This is a genomic window from Marinobacter maroccanus (assembly GCF_002933275.1).
Taxonomy (GTDB): domain Bacteria; phylum Pseudomonadota; class Gammaproteobacteria; order Pseudomonadales; family Oleiphilaceae; genus Marinobacter; species Marinobacter maroccanus.
Genome location: NZ_PSSX01000005.1, coordinates 112,257 through 127,052, shown reverse-complemented (window position 1 = coordinate 127,052; position 14,796 = coordinate 112,257). Strand labels below are relative to the sequence as shown.

The 14,796-nt window shown below is 57.7% G+C and carries 16 protein-coding genes; 2 read left to right on the top strand and 14 right to left on the bottom strand.

Going from position 1 to position 14,796, the window contains the following annotated elements:
• Positions 1-4: 4 nt before the first annotated feature.
• From tolR to aspS, 8 genes are all read right to left on the bottom strand, one after another.
• Positions 5-451, bottom strand: a complete 447-nt coding sequence (gene tolR / locus KEHDKFFH_RS08090; RefSeq protein WP_104321445.1) for a protein TolR — start codon at positions 449-451, stop codon at positions 5-7.
• A 46-nt stretch (positions 452-497) separates the two neighbouring features.
• Entirely contained in the window at positions 498-1,187 is a 690-nt protein-coding gene (tolQ, locus tag KEHDKFFH_RS08085; protein WP_064230142.1) for a protein TolQ, read from the bottom strand.
• Positions 1,188-1,190: 3 nt separating this feature from the next.
• On the bottom strand, positions 1,191-1,652 hold the full coding sequence (locus tag KEHDKFFH_RS08080) for a YbgC/FadM family acyl-CoA thioesterase (RefSeq protein WP_104321444.1): 462 nt from the start codon (positions 1,650-1,652) through the stop codon (positions 1,191-1,193).
• Entirely contained in the window at positions 1,645-2,676 is a 1,032-nt protein-coding gene (ruvB, locus tag KEHDKFFH_RS08075) for a Holliday junction branch migration DNA helicase RuvB (RefSeq protein ID WP_104321552.1), read from the bottom strand. Before ruvB ends, KEHDKFFH_RS08080 begins: the two co-directional genes overlap by 8 nt.
• 132 nt (positions 2,677-2,808) lie before the next feature.
• Positions 2,809-3,438: a Holliday junction branch migration protein RuvA gene (gene ruvA / locus KEHDKFFH_RS08070; RefSeq protein ID WP_104321443.1), complete on the bottom strand. Its 630-nt coding sequence runs from the start codon at positions 3,436-3,438 to the stop codon at positions 2,809-2,811.
• Between the two features lie 30 nt (positions 3,439-3,468).
• Positions 3,469-3,996 carry a crossover junction endodeoxyribonuclease RuvC gene (gene ruvC / locus KEHDKFFH_RS08065; RefSeq protein WP_014577393.1) on the bottom strand — a complete coding sequence of 176 codons (528 nt, stop codon included), beginning with the start codon at positions 3,994-3,996 and terminating at the stop codon, positions 3,469-3,471.
• Between the two features lie 18 nt (positions 3,997-4,014).
• The gene (locus KEHDKFFH_RS08060; protein ID WP_104321442.1) at positions 4,015-4,758 is read right to left on the bottom strand and encodes a YebC/PmpR family DNA-binding transcriptional regulator; all 744 of its coding nucleotides are present in this window, start codon (positions 4,756-4,758) and stop codon (positions 4,015-4,017) included.
• A 25-nt stretch (positions 4,759-4,783) separates the two neighbouring features.
• Positions 4,784-6,592, bottom strand: a complete 1,809-nt coding sequence (aspS, locus tag KEHDKFFH_RS08055) for an aspartate--tRNA ligase (RefSeq protein WP_104321441.1) — start codon at positions 6,590-6,592, stop codon at positions 4,784-4,786.
• Positions 6,593-6,925: 333 nt separating this feature from the next.
• Here aspS and fabR point away from each other — a divergent pair, with 333 nt between their 5' ends.
• On the top strand, positions 6,926-7,543 hold the full coding sequence (gene fabR / locus KEHDKFFH_RS08050; protein ID WP_064230147.1) for an HTH-type transcriptional repressor FabR: 618 nt from the start codon (positions 6,926-6,928) through the stop codon (positions 7,541-7,543).
• A 12-nt stretch (positions 7,544-7,555) separates the two neighbouring features.
• Here the strand turns inward: fabR and KEHDKFFH_RS08045 are convergent, their stop codons facing one another.
• Genes KEHDKFFH_RS08045 through tadA form a run of 4 tightly spaced genes read right to left on the bottom strand, consistent with a single transcriptional unit; the run spans position 7,556 to position 10,896 of the window.
• Positions 7,556-7,990, bottom strand: a complete 435-nt coding sequence (locus tag KEHDKFFH_RS08045) for an HIT domain-containing protein (RefSeq protein ID WP_104321440.1) — start codon at positions 7,988-7,990, stop codon at positions 7,556-7,558.
• 23 nt (positions 7,991-8,013) lie between these two features.
• Complete coding sequence (locus KEHDKFFH_RS08040; protein WP_104321439.1) at positions 8,014-9,357, bottom strand: UDP-glucose dehydrogenase family protein; 1,344 nt, start codon at positions 9,355-9,357, stop codon at positions 8,014-8,016.
• A gap of 30 nt (positions 9,358-9,387) precedes the next feature.
• Positions 9,388-10,383, bottom strand: coding sequence for a UDP-glucose 4-epimerase GalE (gene galE, locus KEHDKFFH_RS08035; protein WP_104321438.1), 996 nt, complete (start codon positions 10,381-10,383; stop codon positions 9,388-9,390).
• 9 nt (positions 10,384-10,392) lie between these two features.
• The gene (tadA, locus tag KEHDKFFH_RS08030; protein WP_104321437.1) at positions 10,393-10,896 is read right to left on the bottom strand and encodes a tRNA adenosine(34) deaminase TadA; all 504 of its coding nucleotides are present in this window, start codon (positions 10,894-10,896) and stop codon (positions 10,393-10,395) included.
• Between the two features lie 264 nt (positions 10,897-11,160).
• Between tadA and KEHDKFFH_RS08025 the strand changes: the two genes are divergently transcribed.
• Positions 11,161-11,538 (top strand): helix-turn-helix domain-containing protein, encoded by a 378-nt coding sequence (locus tag KEHDKFFH_RS08025; protein ID WP_104321436.1) that lies wholly within the window; start codon positions 11,161-11,163, stop codon positions 11,536-11,538.
• 28 nt (positions 11,539-11,566) lie between these two features.
• Here KEHDKFFH_RS08025 and guaA read toward each other — a convergent pair whose 3' ends face one another.
• Positions 11,567-13,144, bottom strand: coding sequence for a glutamine-hydrolyzing GMP synthase (guaA, locus tag KEHDKFFH_RS08020; RefSeq protein WP_104321435.1), 1,578 nt, complete (start codon positions 13,142-13,144; stop codon positions 11,567-11,569).
• A 62-nt stretch (positions 13,145-13,206) separates the two neighbouring features.
• Entirely contained in the window at positions 13,207-14,670 is a 1,464-nt protein-coding gene (gene guaB, locus KEHDKFFH_RS08015; RefSeq protein ID WP_104321434.1) for an IMP dehydrogenase, read from the bottom strand.
• Between the last annotated feature and the right edge of the window lie 126 nt (positions 14,671-14,796).

The following is a 14,796-nucleotide window of genomic DNA, read 5'->3' as shown; positions in this document are numbered from 1 at the left end:
ACGATCAATTGTCGTCCCGGGGTGATTCAGTGATCAGGCCGATACTGCTCGCCCCGGCACCCTGTAATTCCGCCATCAATCTGACAACGGTGCCGTAAGGAACGTTTTCATCACCGCGAACCAGAACCTCACTTGAAGCGCGCTGCGAAAGAATCTTGGAGATCTGCGCCCGTAAATCCGCCAGAGTCATGGGATCACTGCCTTCATCACCGATTTCGACGTAGTAAGCACCGTTCGCATCGACGGAAACAATGATGGACTCTACATCCTTATCGGCCTGGATCGGGTCCGAGGTGGTCTGAGGCAAATCAACCTTGACCCCCTGGGTCAGCATCGGCGCGGTGACCATGAAAATAATCAGCAGCACCAGCATGACATCAATGTACGGAACCACGTTGATTTCGGACATTGGCTTGCGCCGGTTTTCCGGCATCATTCCCATGCCTTTCATAAAGCGGCGCTCCCAAGCTCACCCCTGCCCATGAATTTCCGTGCCATCATGCGGCACCCTTTTCACTCTGGTGCACGCGACGATGGAGAATACTGGAAAACTCATCGGCAAAGGTTTCGTAGTTCTTCAGCAGTGCATCAGACATGGCTGAGAAACGGTTGTAGGCGATAACCGCCGGTATTGCGGCGAACAGGCCCATGGCCGTCGCAATAAGGGCCTCCGAAATGCCCGGCGCCACCGTGGCCAGGGTTGCCTGCTGAACCTGGGCCAGGCCGCGGAACGAGTTCATGATGCCCCAGACGGTACCAAACAAGCCGATGTAAGGGCTGGTGGAGCCAACGGTAGCCAGAAACGGCAGGCTGGCCTCAAGCCGCTCGTGCTCCCGGGAGAAGGCCACACGCATTGCCCGCTGGGTACCTTCCATAACCGCATCGGCATCCCGGCTTTGCTGGCGCAAACGGGAAAACTCCTTGAAGCCGGCCCGGAACAGAGATTCCATGCCAGAAAACGGCGTCGGATCGGCATTCACCTCCCGGTACAGCTGGCCCAGGTCCATGCCGGACCAGAAACGCTCTTCAAACGCCAGTTGAGCCCGCTTGGCTTTGCGGAATACCTGCAGACGCTGGAAAATCAACGCCCAGGACATGACCGACGCCAGGGCCAGCAAAAGCATGACCAGTTGCACCAAGACACCGGCATTGGCAATGAGGTACCAGACTGAAAGTTCTGAATCCACTTCTTACTCCTGGCTCGTTCTGTTTATCGTTTCGGTGGGCTGGACATTCCTGGCCAGCAAATCCTGCATGTTTTCCGGCAAACGCCGGGGGCGACCGGTATCGAGCGCAACACAGGCGACCCGCACATTGCTATCACTCAAAAGCTTGCGGTCGGAGGCCCGCAGGACACGCTGCCGAAAGTCCATCCATACCCGGCCAAAGGCCACTGGTTCGGCGGTGACAAGCAGCTCATCATCAAGCTTTGCGGCTACCGCGTAATGAATGTCCAGGCGCTGCACGACATAACTGATGTTGTCTGCCAGCCCCGCCCTGAGACCAACTCCGCAACTGCGTACCCATTCTGTTCGGGCCCGCTCCATGTAATGGAGGTATTTGGCGTGAAATACGATGCCGCCGGCATCGGTGTCTTCAATATAGACCCGGATCGGCAGCTCGAACCTTGCCTCTGGCGCCTGATCAACCAAAAAGATCGTCCTCCCTGCCCGACTTAGGCGGAATGACACCAAAATGCTGATAGGCGTTGGAGGTCACCATCCGTCCCCTCGGGGTTCGGACCATGTAACCCTGCTGGATCAGGAACGGCTCAAGCACATCCTCGATGGTACCGCGCTCCTCGCTGATTGCCGCCGCAAGGCTCTCGACACCTACTGGCCCGCCGTCGAACTTTTCGATCATGGCCAGCAGCAGACGACGGTCCATATGGTCGAAACCCTGGTTATCCACTTTCAGCATGTTCAGGGCCTGATCGGCTATGTCAGAAGTGATCCGACCGTCGGAGCGGACCTCGGCAAAATCCCGGACCCGACGCAACAGCCGGTTGGCGATCCGTGGCGTGCCCCTTGAGCGACGTGCGATTTCGAACGCGCCCGCCTCATCAACGGAAACCGAGGACAGGCGCGCAGAACGCAGAATGATGCTGGTGAGGTCTTCAGTATTGTAGAACTCCAGCCGCTGCACGATCCCGAAGCGGTCCCGCAAAGGCGATGTCAGCAATCCCGCGCGGGTGGTAGCCCCTACCAGAGTGAACGGCGGCAGATCCAGCTTGATGGATCGGGCCGCCGGGCCCTCACCAATCATGATGTCGAGCTGATAATCTTCCATCGCCGGATAAAGGACTTCTTCTACGGCGGCGCTGAGACGGTGAATCTCGTCGATGAAGAGAACGTCACCTTCTTCAAGGTTGGTCAGCATGGCTGCCAAGTCCCCGGCTTTTTCAAGTACCGGGCCGGAGGTTGTCTTGATGGACACGCCCATCTCGTTGGCGATGATATTGGCCAGGGTTGTCTTGCCCAGACCGGGCGGGCCAAAAATCAGAACGTGGTCCAACGCTTCCTGACGGCCACGGGCAGCGGATATAAAAATATCCATCTGCTCACGAACCGTAGGCTGGCCAACATATTCAGCCAGCAGGGTCGGGCGAATGGCCCTGTCCTGTACTTCCTCGTATTCACCGGCCCGGGCCGAGATCAACCGGTCGGATTCGATCATGGCATCACCCATAGTGTGGGAATCAACATCGTGCCTCACGTTTGCCCGCTATTCCAGCGCAGCCCCAATTGTACAAAGGGGTTTGCAGGTGTCACGTTACGCTCTCTACAGGTTCACGACAGGTTTTCACGCTCAGGCCGGTATCATGTTTCGCAGGGCCAGACGGATGAGGGTTTCGCTGGTCATACCCTCCTCGGCCACTTTGCTGATGGCCTTGGCGGCCTCCTGGGGCTTGTAACCCAGTGCAATCAGTGCGGCTTCCGCTTCCTCGGTGGCCGCCGGCCGGCCAGAAGGACCCTGCCCACCCATTTGGCCCAGCCCTGTCGTCTCTGGCGACGTTGGCACAAATTGCCCTTCAAGTTGCCCTATCCGGTCCGCCATTTCAATAAGAAGCCGTTCTGCGGTTTTCTTGCCAACACCGGGGAGCTTCACCAGTGAGGCGGAGTCTCGGTTCTCGACGCAGCGAATGAATTGTTGGGCATCCAGACCGGAAAGAATGCCAACCGCCAGTTTCGGACCAACGCCGTTGACCTTGATCAGCAGGCGGAACAGGTCCCGGTCCAGGCTGGAGGCAAAGCCATAAAGGCTATGGGCATCTTCGCGGACGGCAAAATGGGTGTGCAGGGTGACTTCATCGCCGGTTTCCGGCAGATGAAAGAAGGTGGTGTAGGGAATGTCGACTTCGTACCCCAGACCGGCGCACTCCACCAGCGCCTGGCCCGGAGCCTTTTCAACCAGAATACCTCGGATACGACCAATCAAGCTGAATCTCCTGTCGCTCCTGGGAGCGGTTTATTGTTGTCGCACGCGACCGCTTCGGACCTTTCCGGCGCCACTGGCCACCCGCAGAATACTCTGGCTCATGTGGGCGTGGCACATGGCAATGGCGAGCGCATCGGCGGCATCCGCCTGGGGTTTGCGTGAGAGCGAGAGCAACACCTGAACCATGTGCTGCACCTGGGACTTGTCAGCGCCACCCTTGCCAACCACCGCCTGTTTTACCTGCCTCGCCGAGTATTCATGAACCGCCAAGCCACTGTTGGCGGCACTGACGATGGCCGCGCCGCGGGCCTGACCGAGTTTCAGAGCGGAGTCAGGATTGCGGGCCATAAACACCTGCTCAATGGCAAATTCTTCCGGCCGATATTCTCCGATCAGGGTGGCAAGGCTCTGGAAGATGGTCTGGAGGCGTTCCGCCATGGGCTTCTCACCCACCCGGATACAGCCACTGTCGATGTACTCGATGTGTCGACCATCCGCCCGAATGACGCCGTAACCGGTAATTCGTGACCCCGGATCAACGCCCAGAATTATCGCCACATCAATGCCCCTGACTGGTCAAAGCGATTCCATGATTTCGCCGGAGATATCCGCGTTGTGGTAGACATTCTGAACATCGTCCAGATCTTCGAGCATATCAATGAGCTTCAGAATGGTTTCTGCGCCGTCCCGATCGAGCTCAACCCGCGTGGATGGAACCATGGTTACTTCGGCATTGTCCGGCACCAGACCGGCATTGACCAGTGATTCCTTGACGTCCAGAAACTGCTCGGGCGTGGTCACGATTTCCCAGGAGCCGTCGTCCTGGGCCGCAAGGTCCTCGGCGCCGGCACTGAGCACGGCTTCCACCAGCCTGTCCTCTTCCCACTCCGGACCGTAGCTGATGATGCCCTGTTTGCTGAACAGGTAGGCCACCGAACCGTCAGTGCCGAGATTACCACCCATCTTGTTGAATGCGTGACGGATCTCCGCAACAGACCGATTCTTTTTGTCGGTCATGACTTCCACGAAGATCGCCACGCCGCCCGGGCCGTAGCCCTCGTAGGTCAGCTCTTCGTAGTTGTCGTCATCGCCACCACCGGCGCCACGTTCTACCGCGCGCTCGATGGTGTCTTTTTTCATATTCGCGGTGAGCGCCTTGTCGATGACCGCGCGCAGACGGGGATTATCGTCTGGATTACCCCCGCCCTGGCGTGCGGCTACGGTCAGCTCACGAATGATTTTGGTGAAGATCTTACCCCGCCTGGCATCCTGTGCCGCCTTGCGGTGCTTGATGTTGGCCCACTTACTGTGACCCGCCATACAGCTCCTCCCTTAAATCACTGACTTACTCGTTGCCCTCTCCGGCTTCCGCCTTGTTGCCTTCAACCGGCTTTGAGGGCTTGCGCAGGCGGATATGCAACTCACGCAGCTGCTTCTCGTCCACTTCGCCCGGCGCCTGGGTCATCAGACACGTGGCACTCTGGGTTTTCGGGAACGCAATTACGTCACGTATGGACGTGGCACCAGTCATCAACATGACCAGACGATCCAGGCCGAACGCCAGGCCACCATGGGGCGGGCAACCGAACTTCAGGGCATCCAGCAGGAAGCCGAACTTGGCTCGGGCTTCTTCCTCTCCGATACCCAGGATGCGGAACACAGCTTCCTGCATTTTCTCATCGTGGATACGGATGGAACCGCCACCCAGCTCGGTACCGTTCAACACCATATCGTAGGCGCGGGACAGCGCGTTAGCGGGGTCTGCGGCCAGGTCTTCCGGGCTGCAGGAAGGCGCAGTGAACGGGTGGTGAATCGCGGTCAGGCCGCCGTCCGGGGTTTCCTCGAACATCGGGAAATCCACAACCCAGAGCGGTGCCCACTGGGACGTCAGCATGTCCAGATCGTGACCGATCTTGATCCGCAGGGCGCCCAGGGCCTCATTGACCACGTTGGTCTTGTCCGCACCGAAGAACACGATGTCGCCGTCTTCGGCACCTACGCGCTCCATGATCGCCAGGGCTACGTCATCACCCAGGAACTTGATGATCGGGGACTGCAGGCCTTCAACGCCCTTGGACAGGTCATTGACCTTGATATAGGCAAGACCCTTGGCACCGTAGATACCAACAAACTTGGTGTAGTCATCAATCTGCTTACGAGTCAGCTCGCCACCCTTCGGCACACGCAAGGCGGCTACACGGCCTTTCGGATCCTTGGCGGGGCCAGCGAAGACTTTGAAGTCCACGCCTTCGACCAGATCGTTCACGTCCAGCAGTTCCAGCGGGATCCGAAGATCCGGCTTGTCGCTGCCGTAGCGCCGCATTGCCTCGGCATACGGCATTTGCGGGAAGGACGGCAGCTCTACATCCAGCACATCCTTGAACAGCGAACGAATCATGTCTTCGTTCAGCTTCATCAGAGTCTCTTCATCAATAAAAGAGGCCTCGATGTCTACCTGGGTAAACTCCGGCTGACGATCCGCACGCAGGTCTTCGTCCCGGAAACACTTGGCGATCTGGTAATAACGGTCAACACCAGACACCATCAGCAGCTGCTTGAACAGCTGGGGCGACTGCGGAAGTGCAAAGAAGGAACCCTCGTGGGTACGGCTCGGCACCAGGTAATCCCGCGCACCTTCCGGCGTGGCACGGGTCAGGATGGGGGTTTCCACATCCATGAAGCCGTTGCTGTCCAGGTAGTTACGGATGTAGCTGGTCACCCGGGAACGGAAACGCAGACGGTTAATCATTTCCGGGCGACGCAGGTCCACAAACCGGTAGCGCAGACGCACATCCTCGCCAACGTCGACATGCTCATCCAGCGGGAACGGCGGCGTTGCTGCAGCGTTAAGGATGCTCAGCTCCTTACCCAGAAGCTCAACCTGCCCGGTCGGCATGTTATTGTTCTCGGTGCCGGCAGGACGACGACGCACCCGGCCGGTTACCTTGATCACGAACTCGCTGCGGACTTTTTCCGCAAGCGCAAAGCTCTCGGGTGTATCAGGATCAACAACCACCTGAGACATACCATCCTGATCCCGCAGATCCAGGAAGATAACCCCACCGTGGTCACGGCGGCGGTGGACCCATCCGCAAAGTGTGACTTCCTGATCGATGTGGGATTCGTTAATCCCACCGCAATAATGACTGCGCATACCGGTTCCCGTTACTTTTGATGTGTTCATGTTTGGTGCCATAAGTTCCGCACCGGCTGTGGTGGCTCTATCCGAAACACGCTGTAAATACGTCCATGTACGCTCTGCTCCGCCATCCATGGCTCCGCAAGGTTTCTGATAGAGCCACCACACCCGGCGCTACCTTGATTCGTGCCCGCTCAAAAATGTTGCGACCATAGCGGAAAAGCCGCCCATTATAAACACAATGGCGGTGAAAATCAGGCGTGCCGGCACGCAAATCAAACGGTCGGATGACTGCAGGTTTGCAGCCGGCTAGAATGCTTCTTTTTTATCAGCAGATGGAGTCTGAACTTGGCCACCAGAGCGGAGCAGAAACTCAAAACCCGGCGGGCATTAATGGATGCGGCGCTTTCGCAATTGAGTGCGGATCGGGGCTTTGGCAGCCTGAGTTTAAGGGAAGTTGCCCGGGAAGCGGGCATCGCCCCCACGTCTTTCTACCGGCACTTTGCGGAGCTTGATGAACTGGGGCTGGCTCTGGTGGACGAAGGCGGCGTGGCGCTGAGGCAACTGATGCGTCAGGCCCGCAAGCGGATTGCCCGGGACGGCGGCAGCGCCATTTCCACTTCTGTGGAAACCTTTATGGAGTACCTGGGCAACAACGCGAATCTGTTCCGACTGATGCTGCGGGAAAGAACCGGGGTATCCAAGCCGTTCCGGACAGCGGTAAAGGCCGAGATTGATCACTTTGTCACCGAGCTGGCGGATGATCTTCGGCGAATCGCCGATGAACAGAACAGACCGCTTTCTGAAGCAAGGCTGGTGGCCGAATCGATGGTGACGCTGGTCTTCAATCAGGGGGCCGAAGCGCTTGATGCAACGCCGGCAGAACGTGAAGAGCTCAAGGCCAAACTGAAAACCGAGCTCAGGATGATTCTGGTGGGCTCCCAGACTCTGGCAAAGCGCCAGTAGCCTGCCCTGGGTTTAAACGCCCGCTTTCAGTTCCGCCAGTACTGGCGCCAGTCGCTGTCGAACCTGCTCCAGCTCCTCATCGGAATAAGGTACCGGCGCCTGCTTGCCCCAGATCGGGCCCGGCCAGGCCGGATCGCCCTCAAACCGCACGATGTGATGAAGATGAAGCTGCGGCACCATGTTGCCAAGGGCGGCGACGTTCATCTTGTCACCGCCGAACGCGTCCATCATGGCTTCGCTGAGCGCCGAGGACTCGCGAACCAGCTGGTGCCGCTGATCTGCCGACAACTGGTAAATCTCCCGAATCCCGGCAACCGCCGGAACCAAGAGCACCCATGGCCAGGTACTGTCGTTCATCAGCCGGATTTCACACAGCGAGGTGCTTCCAAGGCCAATCGTGTCAGCCTCCAGTCGCTCATGTAACCGGAAAACTACCGGTTCACTCATGACCCCCTCCCCATTATCTACATTTACTCCGAGTGGAACTGCGTACGACCACGGCCAATGGCGTAGTAAATGAGGCCGTAGCGATCCAGCATTTCCGGTTCATACAGGTTGCGGCCGTCAAAGACCACCGGCTCACGAATGGTCGCGGCAATGGATTCAAAGTCCGGCGAACGGAACTCCTTCCACTCGGTACAGATCGCCAGCACATCTGCACCCTTCAGAGCCTGCTCTTTCGTTCCACACAGGGTCAGGCCTTCCTGATCACCATAGATTCGCTGGGTTTCTTCCATGGCCTCCGGGTCAAAAGCCTGCACCCTGGCACCGGCTTTCCAGAGATCTTCCATCAGAGTGCGGGAAGAGGCTTCGCGCATATCATCCGTATTTGGCTTGAATGCCAGTCCCCAGAGCGCGACGACCTTGCCATTCAGATCGCCGCCAAAGTAATGGCTGATCTTGTCGAACAGCACGTGTTTCTGGGCGTAGTTCACCGATTCAACTGCGTTCAGCAGGCGTGCTTCGTAGCCGCAGTCGCTGGCGGTTCGGGCCAATGCCTGGACATCCTTCGGGAAACAGGAACCGCCGTAACCACAACCCGGATAGATGAAGTGATAGCCAATCCGCGGGTCGGAACCAATGCCCCGGCGCACGGCTTCAATATCGGCACCCAGCCGCTCTGCCAGGTTCGCAATCTCGTTCATGAAGCTGATCTTGGTGGCCAGCATGGAGTTGGCCGCATACTTGGTAAGCTCCGCGGACCGCAGATCCATGAAGATCATCCGGTCATGATTGCGGTTGAACGGGTAGTAGACCTCCCGCAGCAGTTCCGCAGCCCGCTCGCTGTCGGTGCCCACCACAATACGGTCAGGCTTCATGAAATCGTTGATGGCCGCGCCTTCCTTGAGGAACTCCGGATTGGACACCACATCAAAATCCAGTTCCAGCCCACGGCGATCCAGCTGTGCCCTGAGTGCAGCCCTGACTTTGTCGCCAGTGCCAACCGGCACAGTCGACTTGTCGACCACGACTCTGTAGTCCTCCATGTACTCGCCTATGGAACGGGCCACAGCGGTTACATATTGAAGATCGGCAGAGCCGTCTTCATCCGGTGGTGTACCGACAGCAATAATCTGCAGGGTGGAGTGTTTGACAGCTTCTTCCGTATTTGTTGTAAAGGATAGGCGGCCCGCTTCAACGGTGTGCTTTACGATGCTGTCCAGACCAGGCTCGTAAATAGGTATCTGGCCATCTTTCAGCTTTTCAATCTTGCCCTGGTCCACATCCATACACAGAACGTGATGACCTACATCCGCCAGACAGGCTCCGGTTACCAGGCCTACATAACCGGTTCCAAAAATCGTTATTTTCATCCTCTAAATCCCGATGCAAATACAGAAAAGTTACTGACTGTCTCTGGCTTTCTTCTTCTGCCAGATCGCTTCCCACGCCAGAGCCGTTCCGACGATGGTATCCAGGTCGTCATAGTCCGGCTGCCAGCCCAGGGTCTGGCGAATAAGCGTGTTGTCCGCCATCAGCGCCGCCGGATCTCCGGCACGGCGGCCGGTTTCGGTGACCGGAAAATCAACGCCTGATTGCGCCTTGACCACGTCAATCACTTCCCGGACCGTAAAGCCGCGACCATAACCGCAGTTCATGACCTGCGAATGACCACCATTGGCCATATAGTCCAGCGCCATCACGTGGGCCTTGGCCAGATCTTCCACGTGGATGTAGTCGCGAATGCAGGTACCGTCGCGGGTATCGTAGTCGGTACCGAAGACGCTCATGCCCTCGCGCTGGCCAGTGACACACTCACAGGCCACCTTGATGAGATGCGTGGCTTCGGGCGTCGCCTGACCCAGCAGTCCGTCCGGATTGGCACCTGCCACATTGAAGTAACGCAGAATGACGTAATTGAGGCTGGAGGCCGCAGCCAGATCCATGATCATCCGCTCGCTCATCATTTTGGAAGCGCCATACGGGTTGATCGGAGCCAGCGGTAGGTCCTCGGTGAGCACCGTCTGCTCAGGCATGCCGTAAACGGCGGCGGTGGAGGAAAACACCATGTAAGGCACTTGGTGTTTTTCAACGGCTTTCAGCAGGTTCAGGGTATTACGGGTGTTGTTGCTGTAGTACTTCAAGGGGTTGGCGACGGATTCCGGCACCACAATGTTGGCCGCAAAATGCAGGACCGCCTCAAACCGGTGACGGGAGAACAGATCCTCGACCGCCCCCTCATCAGCCAGATCCCCGACCACCAGTTCGCCGGCGGTCACCGCCCAGCGATAGCCTGTGGAGAGATTATCGAACACCACGATATCGTGACCAGCCTGGCCAAGCTGACGAACCACATGACTGCCAATATACCCGGCTCCGCCGGTAACGAGGACTTTCATAGGCGAGAACTACCCCTTCCCTGATTTCTGTTTGCGCAGACGCCGGATCTCTGCCCGCCGCCGGCTGAAAAACTCACTGATCACCTGGCTGCACTGGCCTGAGAGAACACCGCCAACCGCCGTCACATCCCAGTTAAGATGGGGCTCTTCAAGCGTTCGGCGTGCAGATTCTATCGCCCCGGCCTTGGGCTCGCTGGCACCATAGACAAGCCGACTGATGCGGCCATGAACGATAGCGCCCACGCACATGGTACAGGGCTCCAGAGTAACGTAAAGCGTGGCAGCGGGCAGCCGATAATTGCCCACCCGGGCGGCGGCATCGCGCAAAGCCCGGATTTCCGCATGGGCCGTGGGGTCGCAACCGGAAATAGGCGCGTTAAAACCAGCGCCGATTTCCTTGCCATCGAGGACCACGACAGCACCAACAGGCACCTCGCCCTTTTCTGCAGCCTCACCAGCCAGCTGCAGCGCGCGCTTCATCCAAAATTTGTCAATTTCATTGCGGTCAGGCATTGAATGCGGCATTCCGTCGATTATTCACAATCGGCTCTATTTGACCATGCTCTGTCAGGCAACGGGGGAATACCGTCCGCCTTTACAGATTTCCACTTGAATACAAAATTCGATTGGCCAATAGCCCCGATCTCTTCCCCACCCCAATCGCATTGCCGCCGATCCTAATTCGTGCGGAATCACGATAGCGAAACAATTTCCTTCCGCACTAGAATCAACGCTCACGCAATCCAACGTCGACCGGTGTCCTGAAGTATCAAGACCATGCCGAATAAGAGATCGACCTATCACAACAGACTGAATGAAGCGCTTGCCTACATCGCACGCCACATGAAAGAAAGAATCCAGCTCGGTCATCTTTCTGAAGCGTCTGGCGTAAGCAAGCGAACGCTCGGTTATCTTTTTCTGCACACCTATGGCATCACACCGATGGCATTCTTGAAACGGGAACGATTGAGAAAAGCCAATATGCTACTGAAGCATGCCGACCCGTCTACCACCACAGTTTGCAGTATCGCGCGAGAGTGCGGCTTCGCACACATGGGCCAGTTCTCGCTCGACTACAAGCGGCTGTTCGGAGAATCACCTTCCGATACCTTGCACCAGAGCCAGGCAGGTGAGGCGAGCCCGGAAATCGACTGACGACGCGCCCAAGCGCGGTTTGGCGCGATCATTCCCACTCAATCGTTGCCGGCGGCTTGGAGGAAACATCGTAGGTCACCCGGGAAACGCCGGTGATCTCGTTGATGATCCGGTTGGAAACGGTTTCAAGAAGATCGTATGGCAGATGTGCCCAGCGGGCGGTCATGAAATCGATGGTTTCTACCGCCCGGAGGGCCACCACATATTCATAGCGGCGGGCATCTCCTACCACGCCTACCGACTTGACCGGCAGGAACACCGCAAAGGCCTGACTGGTCTTGTGATAGAAATCCGCGCGATGAAGCTCCTCCAGGAAGATGGCATCTGCCTTGCGCAGGATATCGGCGTATTCTTTTTTCACTTCGCCAAGAATACGCACGCCCAGGCCCGGCCCCGGGAACGGGTGGCGGTAAACCATGTCGTACGGAAGGCCGAGCTCAAGACCGATCCGGCGGACCTCATCCTTGAACAGCTCGCGCAGCGGTTCGACCAGCTTCATTTTCATGGTTTCCGGCAAGCCACCGACGTTGTGGTGGGACTTGATCACATGGGCCTTGCCGGTCTTGGACGCGGCAGACTCTATGACGTCCGGATAGATCGTGCCCTGAGCCAGCCAGTTCACGTCCTTGATATTGGCCGCCTCGTCGTCGAACACGTCGATAAAGGTGTTGCCGATGATCTTGCGTTTCTGCTCGGGATCACTCACGCCCTTGAGCTTCGACAGGAACAGGTCTTCGGCGTCAACCCGAATCACTTTCACGCCCATGTTGCTGGCGAACATGTCCATCACCTGGTCGCCTTCGTGAAGACGCAGGAGGCCATTGTCTACGAACACACAGGTAAGCTGATCACCGATGGCGCGGTGTAGAAGCGCAGCCGTTACCGAGGAATCAACACCGCCGGACAGACCAAGAAGTACCTTGTCAGTGCCGACCTGTTCACGAATCTGCTGAACCGCGTCATCCACAATTTTTGCCGGTGTCCAGAGTGCCTCGCATTTACAGATAGTCAGGATGAAATGCTCGAGAATCCGCTTGCCCTGGAGCGTGTGGGTAACCTCCGGGTGGAACTGCACACCGTACAGATTCCGGCTGAGATCCTGCATCGCAGAAATCGGCGCGCTTTCGGTGGAGGCCAGCAGCTCGAAGCCTTCGGGCATCGACACCACTTTGTCACCATGGCTCATCCAGACGTCCAACAGGGATTCGCCGGCTGGCGTCAGGTGGTCGGTGATATCCGCCAGCAGCGGGCCCTTGGCGCGCACCTTGACCTGAGCATAGCCGAACTCACGCTTTTCGGAACTGGCCACGCGGCCTCCGAGCTGCTCGGCCATGGTTTGCATGCCGTAACAGATACCGAGAATCGGAATGCCGCGGTCAAACAACCCTTCCGGCGCCCGGGGACCGCCCAACTGAGTTACTGACTCCGGACCACCTGCAAGAATAATCCCCTTGGGATTGAACTCATTGAGCTCGTCATCGGTGATATCGAACGCCTTGATTTCACAGTAAACGCCGATCTCCCGTACACGGCGGGCAATCAGCTGGGTGTACTGGGAACCGAAATCGAGAATCAGGATGCGGTGGTCGTGAATATTCTGGGCCATGGAGTCCTCGGAGCTGAATAAACAACGCGGCCCTCTGGGGGCCGCGTCTGGTAGGGCAATGGTTAACCGATACGGTAGTTGGGCGATTCTTTTGTGATGGTCACATCGTGTACGTGGCTCTCACGCATGCCTGCGTTGGTGATGCGCACGAATTCCGGCTTGGTCCGCATTTCTTCCATGGTCGCACTACCGGTGTAACCCATGGCCGCACGCAGACCGCCAACCAGCTGATGAACGATGTTACGCATCGGGCCCTTGCAGGCAACGCGGCCCTCGATGCCTTCCGGCACGAGCTTCTCGATGCCTTTACTGGCGTCCTGGAAATAACGATCGCTGGAGCCCTGCCCCATGGCGCCGATGGAGCCCATGCCCCGGTAGGCCTTGTAACTGCGACCCTGGAACAGCTCAACTTCGCCCGGAGCTTCATCGGTGCCTGCCAGCAGACTGCCGATCATAACGCTGTGGGCGCCAGCGGCAATGGCCTTGGCAATATCACCGGAGAAACGGATACCACCGTCCGCAATCACTGGGACTCCGAGCTCCTTAAGGGCTGCTGCTACATTGGAAACCGCGGAGATCTGGGGTACGCCGATACCAGCCACTATGCGAGTGGTACAGATGGAGCCGGGACCAATCCCCACCTTCACGGCATCCGCGCCGGCTTCTGCAAGGGCAAGCGCCGCGTGCGAAGTGGCAATGTTACCGCCAATGACCTGAACATCCGGGAAACTCTTCTTGATCCAGCGAACACGCTCGATAACGCCACGGGAATGGCCGTGGGCGGTGTCCACAACGATCACATCGACGCCGGCCTCGGCCAGTGCAGTAATCCGCGCCTCGGTGTCACCACCGGTGCTGACCGCTGCACCAACCCGCAGACGACCCTGATCGTCCTTGCATGCCAGCGGATAATCCTTGGCTTTCTGGATATCCTTGACGGTGATCAGGCCGCGTAGCTCAAAGTTGTCATTAACCACCAGGACCTTCTCGATCCGGTGACGATGCAGCAGCTCTTTGACTTCCTCAAGGCATGCGCCTTCCTTGACGGTCACCAGCTTTTCTTTCGGGGTCATGATGTCCCGAACCAGTGTATCCATGCGGCTCTCAAACCGGATGTCACGGCCTGTCACAATGCCGATCAGATCGTGGCCATCTACGACCGGCAGGCCGGAAATGCTGTTTGCCATGGTGATATCGACCAACTCACGAACGGTGGTCTCTGGCGATACCGTAATCGGATCCTTCACGACACCACTTTCGAACTTCTTGACCTTGCGGACTGCGGCCGCCTGTTGCTCAACGGTCATGTTCTTGTGCATGATGCCGATACCGCCTTCCTGGGCCATGGCGATGGCCAGCTCGGCCTCGGTAACGGTATCCATGGCGGATGACAGAAGAGGAATATTGAGGGTTATACCCTTGGTCAACTGGGTCTGCAGGCTGACCTCGTGGGGCAGAACTTCTGAATATCCGGGAACCAGCAGAACGTCATCAAATGTGAGGGCTTCTTCGGCAATTCGCAGCATTGGGATCCGCCTTTTGATCGTGCTAAGTTGGGAATTTCCGTGCCGTACCCGCGGCGGTACGACAAAGCAAAATCCTTAATCGATCTATTATAATGGGGCTCTCGGGGACAGTAAACCGGGGCGTTT

Bases quoted from the DNA above. Each gene is read 5' to 3' on its own strand.
- tolR (WP_104321445.1), bottom strand. From the start codon at position 451: ATGAAAGGCATGGGAATGATGCCGGAAAACCGGCGCAAGCCAATGTCC.
- ruvB (WP_104321552.1), bottom strand. From the start codon at position 2,676: ATGATCGAATCCGACCGGTTGATCTCGGCCCGGGCCGGTGAATACGAG.
- KEHDKFFH_RS08045 (WP_104321440.1), bottom strand. From the start codon at position 7,990: ATGAGTGAACCGGTAGTTTTCCGGTTACATGAGCGACTGGAGGCTGAC.
- guaA (WP_104321435.1), bottom strand. From the start codon at position 13,144: ATGGCCCAGAATATTCACGACCACCGCATCCTGATTCTCGATTTCGGT.
- aspS (WP_104321441.1), bottom strand. From the start codon at position 6,592: ATGCGCAGTCATTATTGCGGTGGGATTAACGAATCCCACATCGATCAG.
- galE (WP_104321438.1), bottom strand. From the start codon at position 10,383: ATGAAAGTCCTCGTTACCGGCGGAGCCGGGTATATTGGCAGTCATGTG.
- KEHDKFFH_RS08025 (WP_104321436.1), top strand. From the start codon at position 11,161: ATGCCGAATAAGAGATCGACCTATCACAACAGACTGAATGAAGCGCTT.
- KEHDKFFH_RS08040 (WP_104321439.1), bottom strand. From the start codon at position 9,357: ATGAAAATAACGATTTTTGGAACCGGTTATGTAGGCCTGGTAACCGGA.
- guaB (WP_104321434.1), bottom strand. From the start codon at position 14,670: ATGCTGCGAATTGCCGAAGAAGCCCTCACATTTGATGACGTTCTGCTG.
- tadA (WP_104321437.1), bottom strand. From the start codon at position 10,896: ATGCCTGACCGCAATGAAATTGACAAATTTTGGATGAAGCGCGCGCTG.
- KEHDKFFH_RS08060 (WP_104321442.1), bottom strand. From the start codon at position 4,758: ATGGCGGGTCACAGTAAGTGGGCCAACATCAAGCACCGCAAGGCGGCA.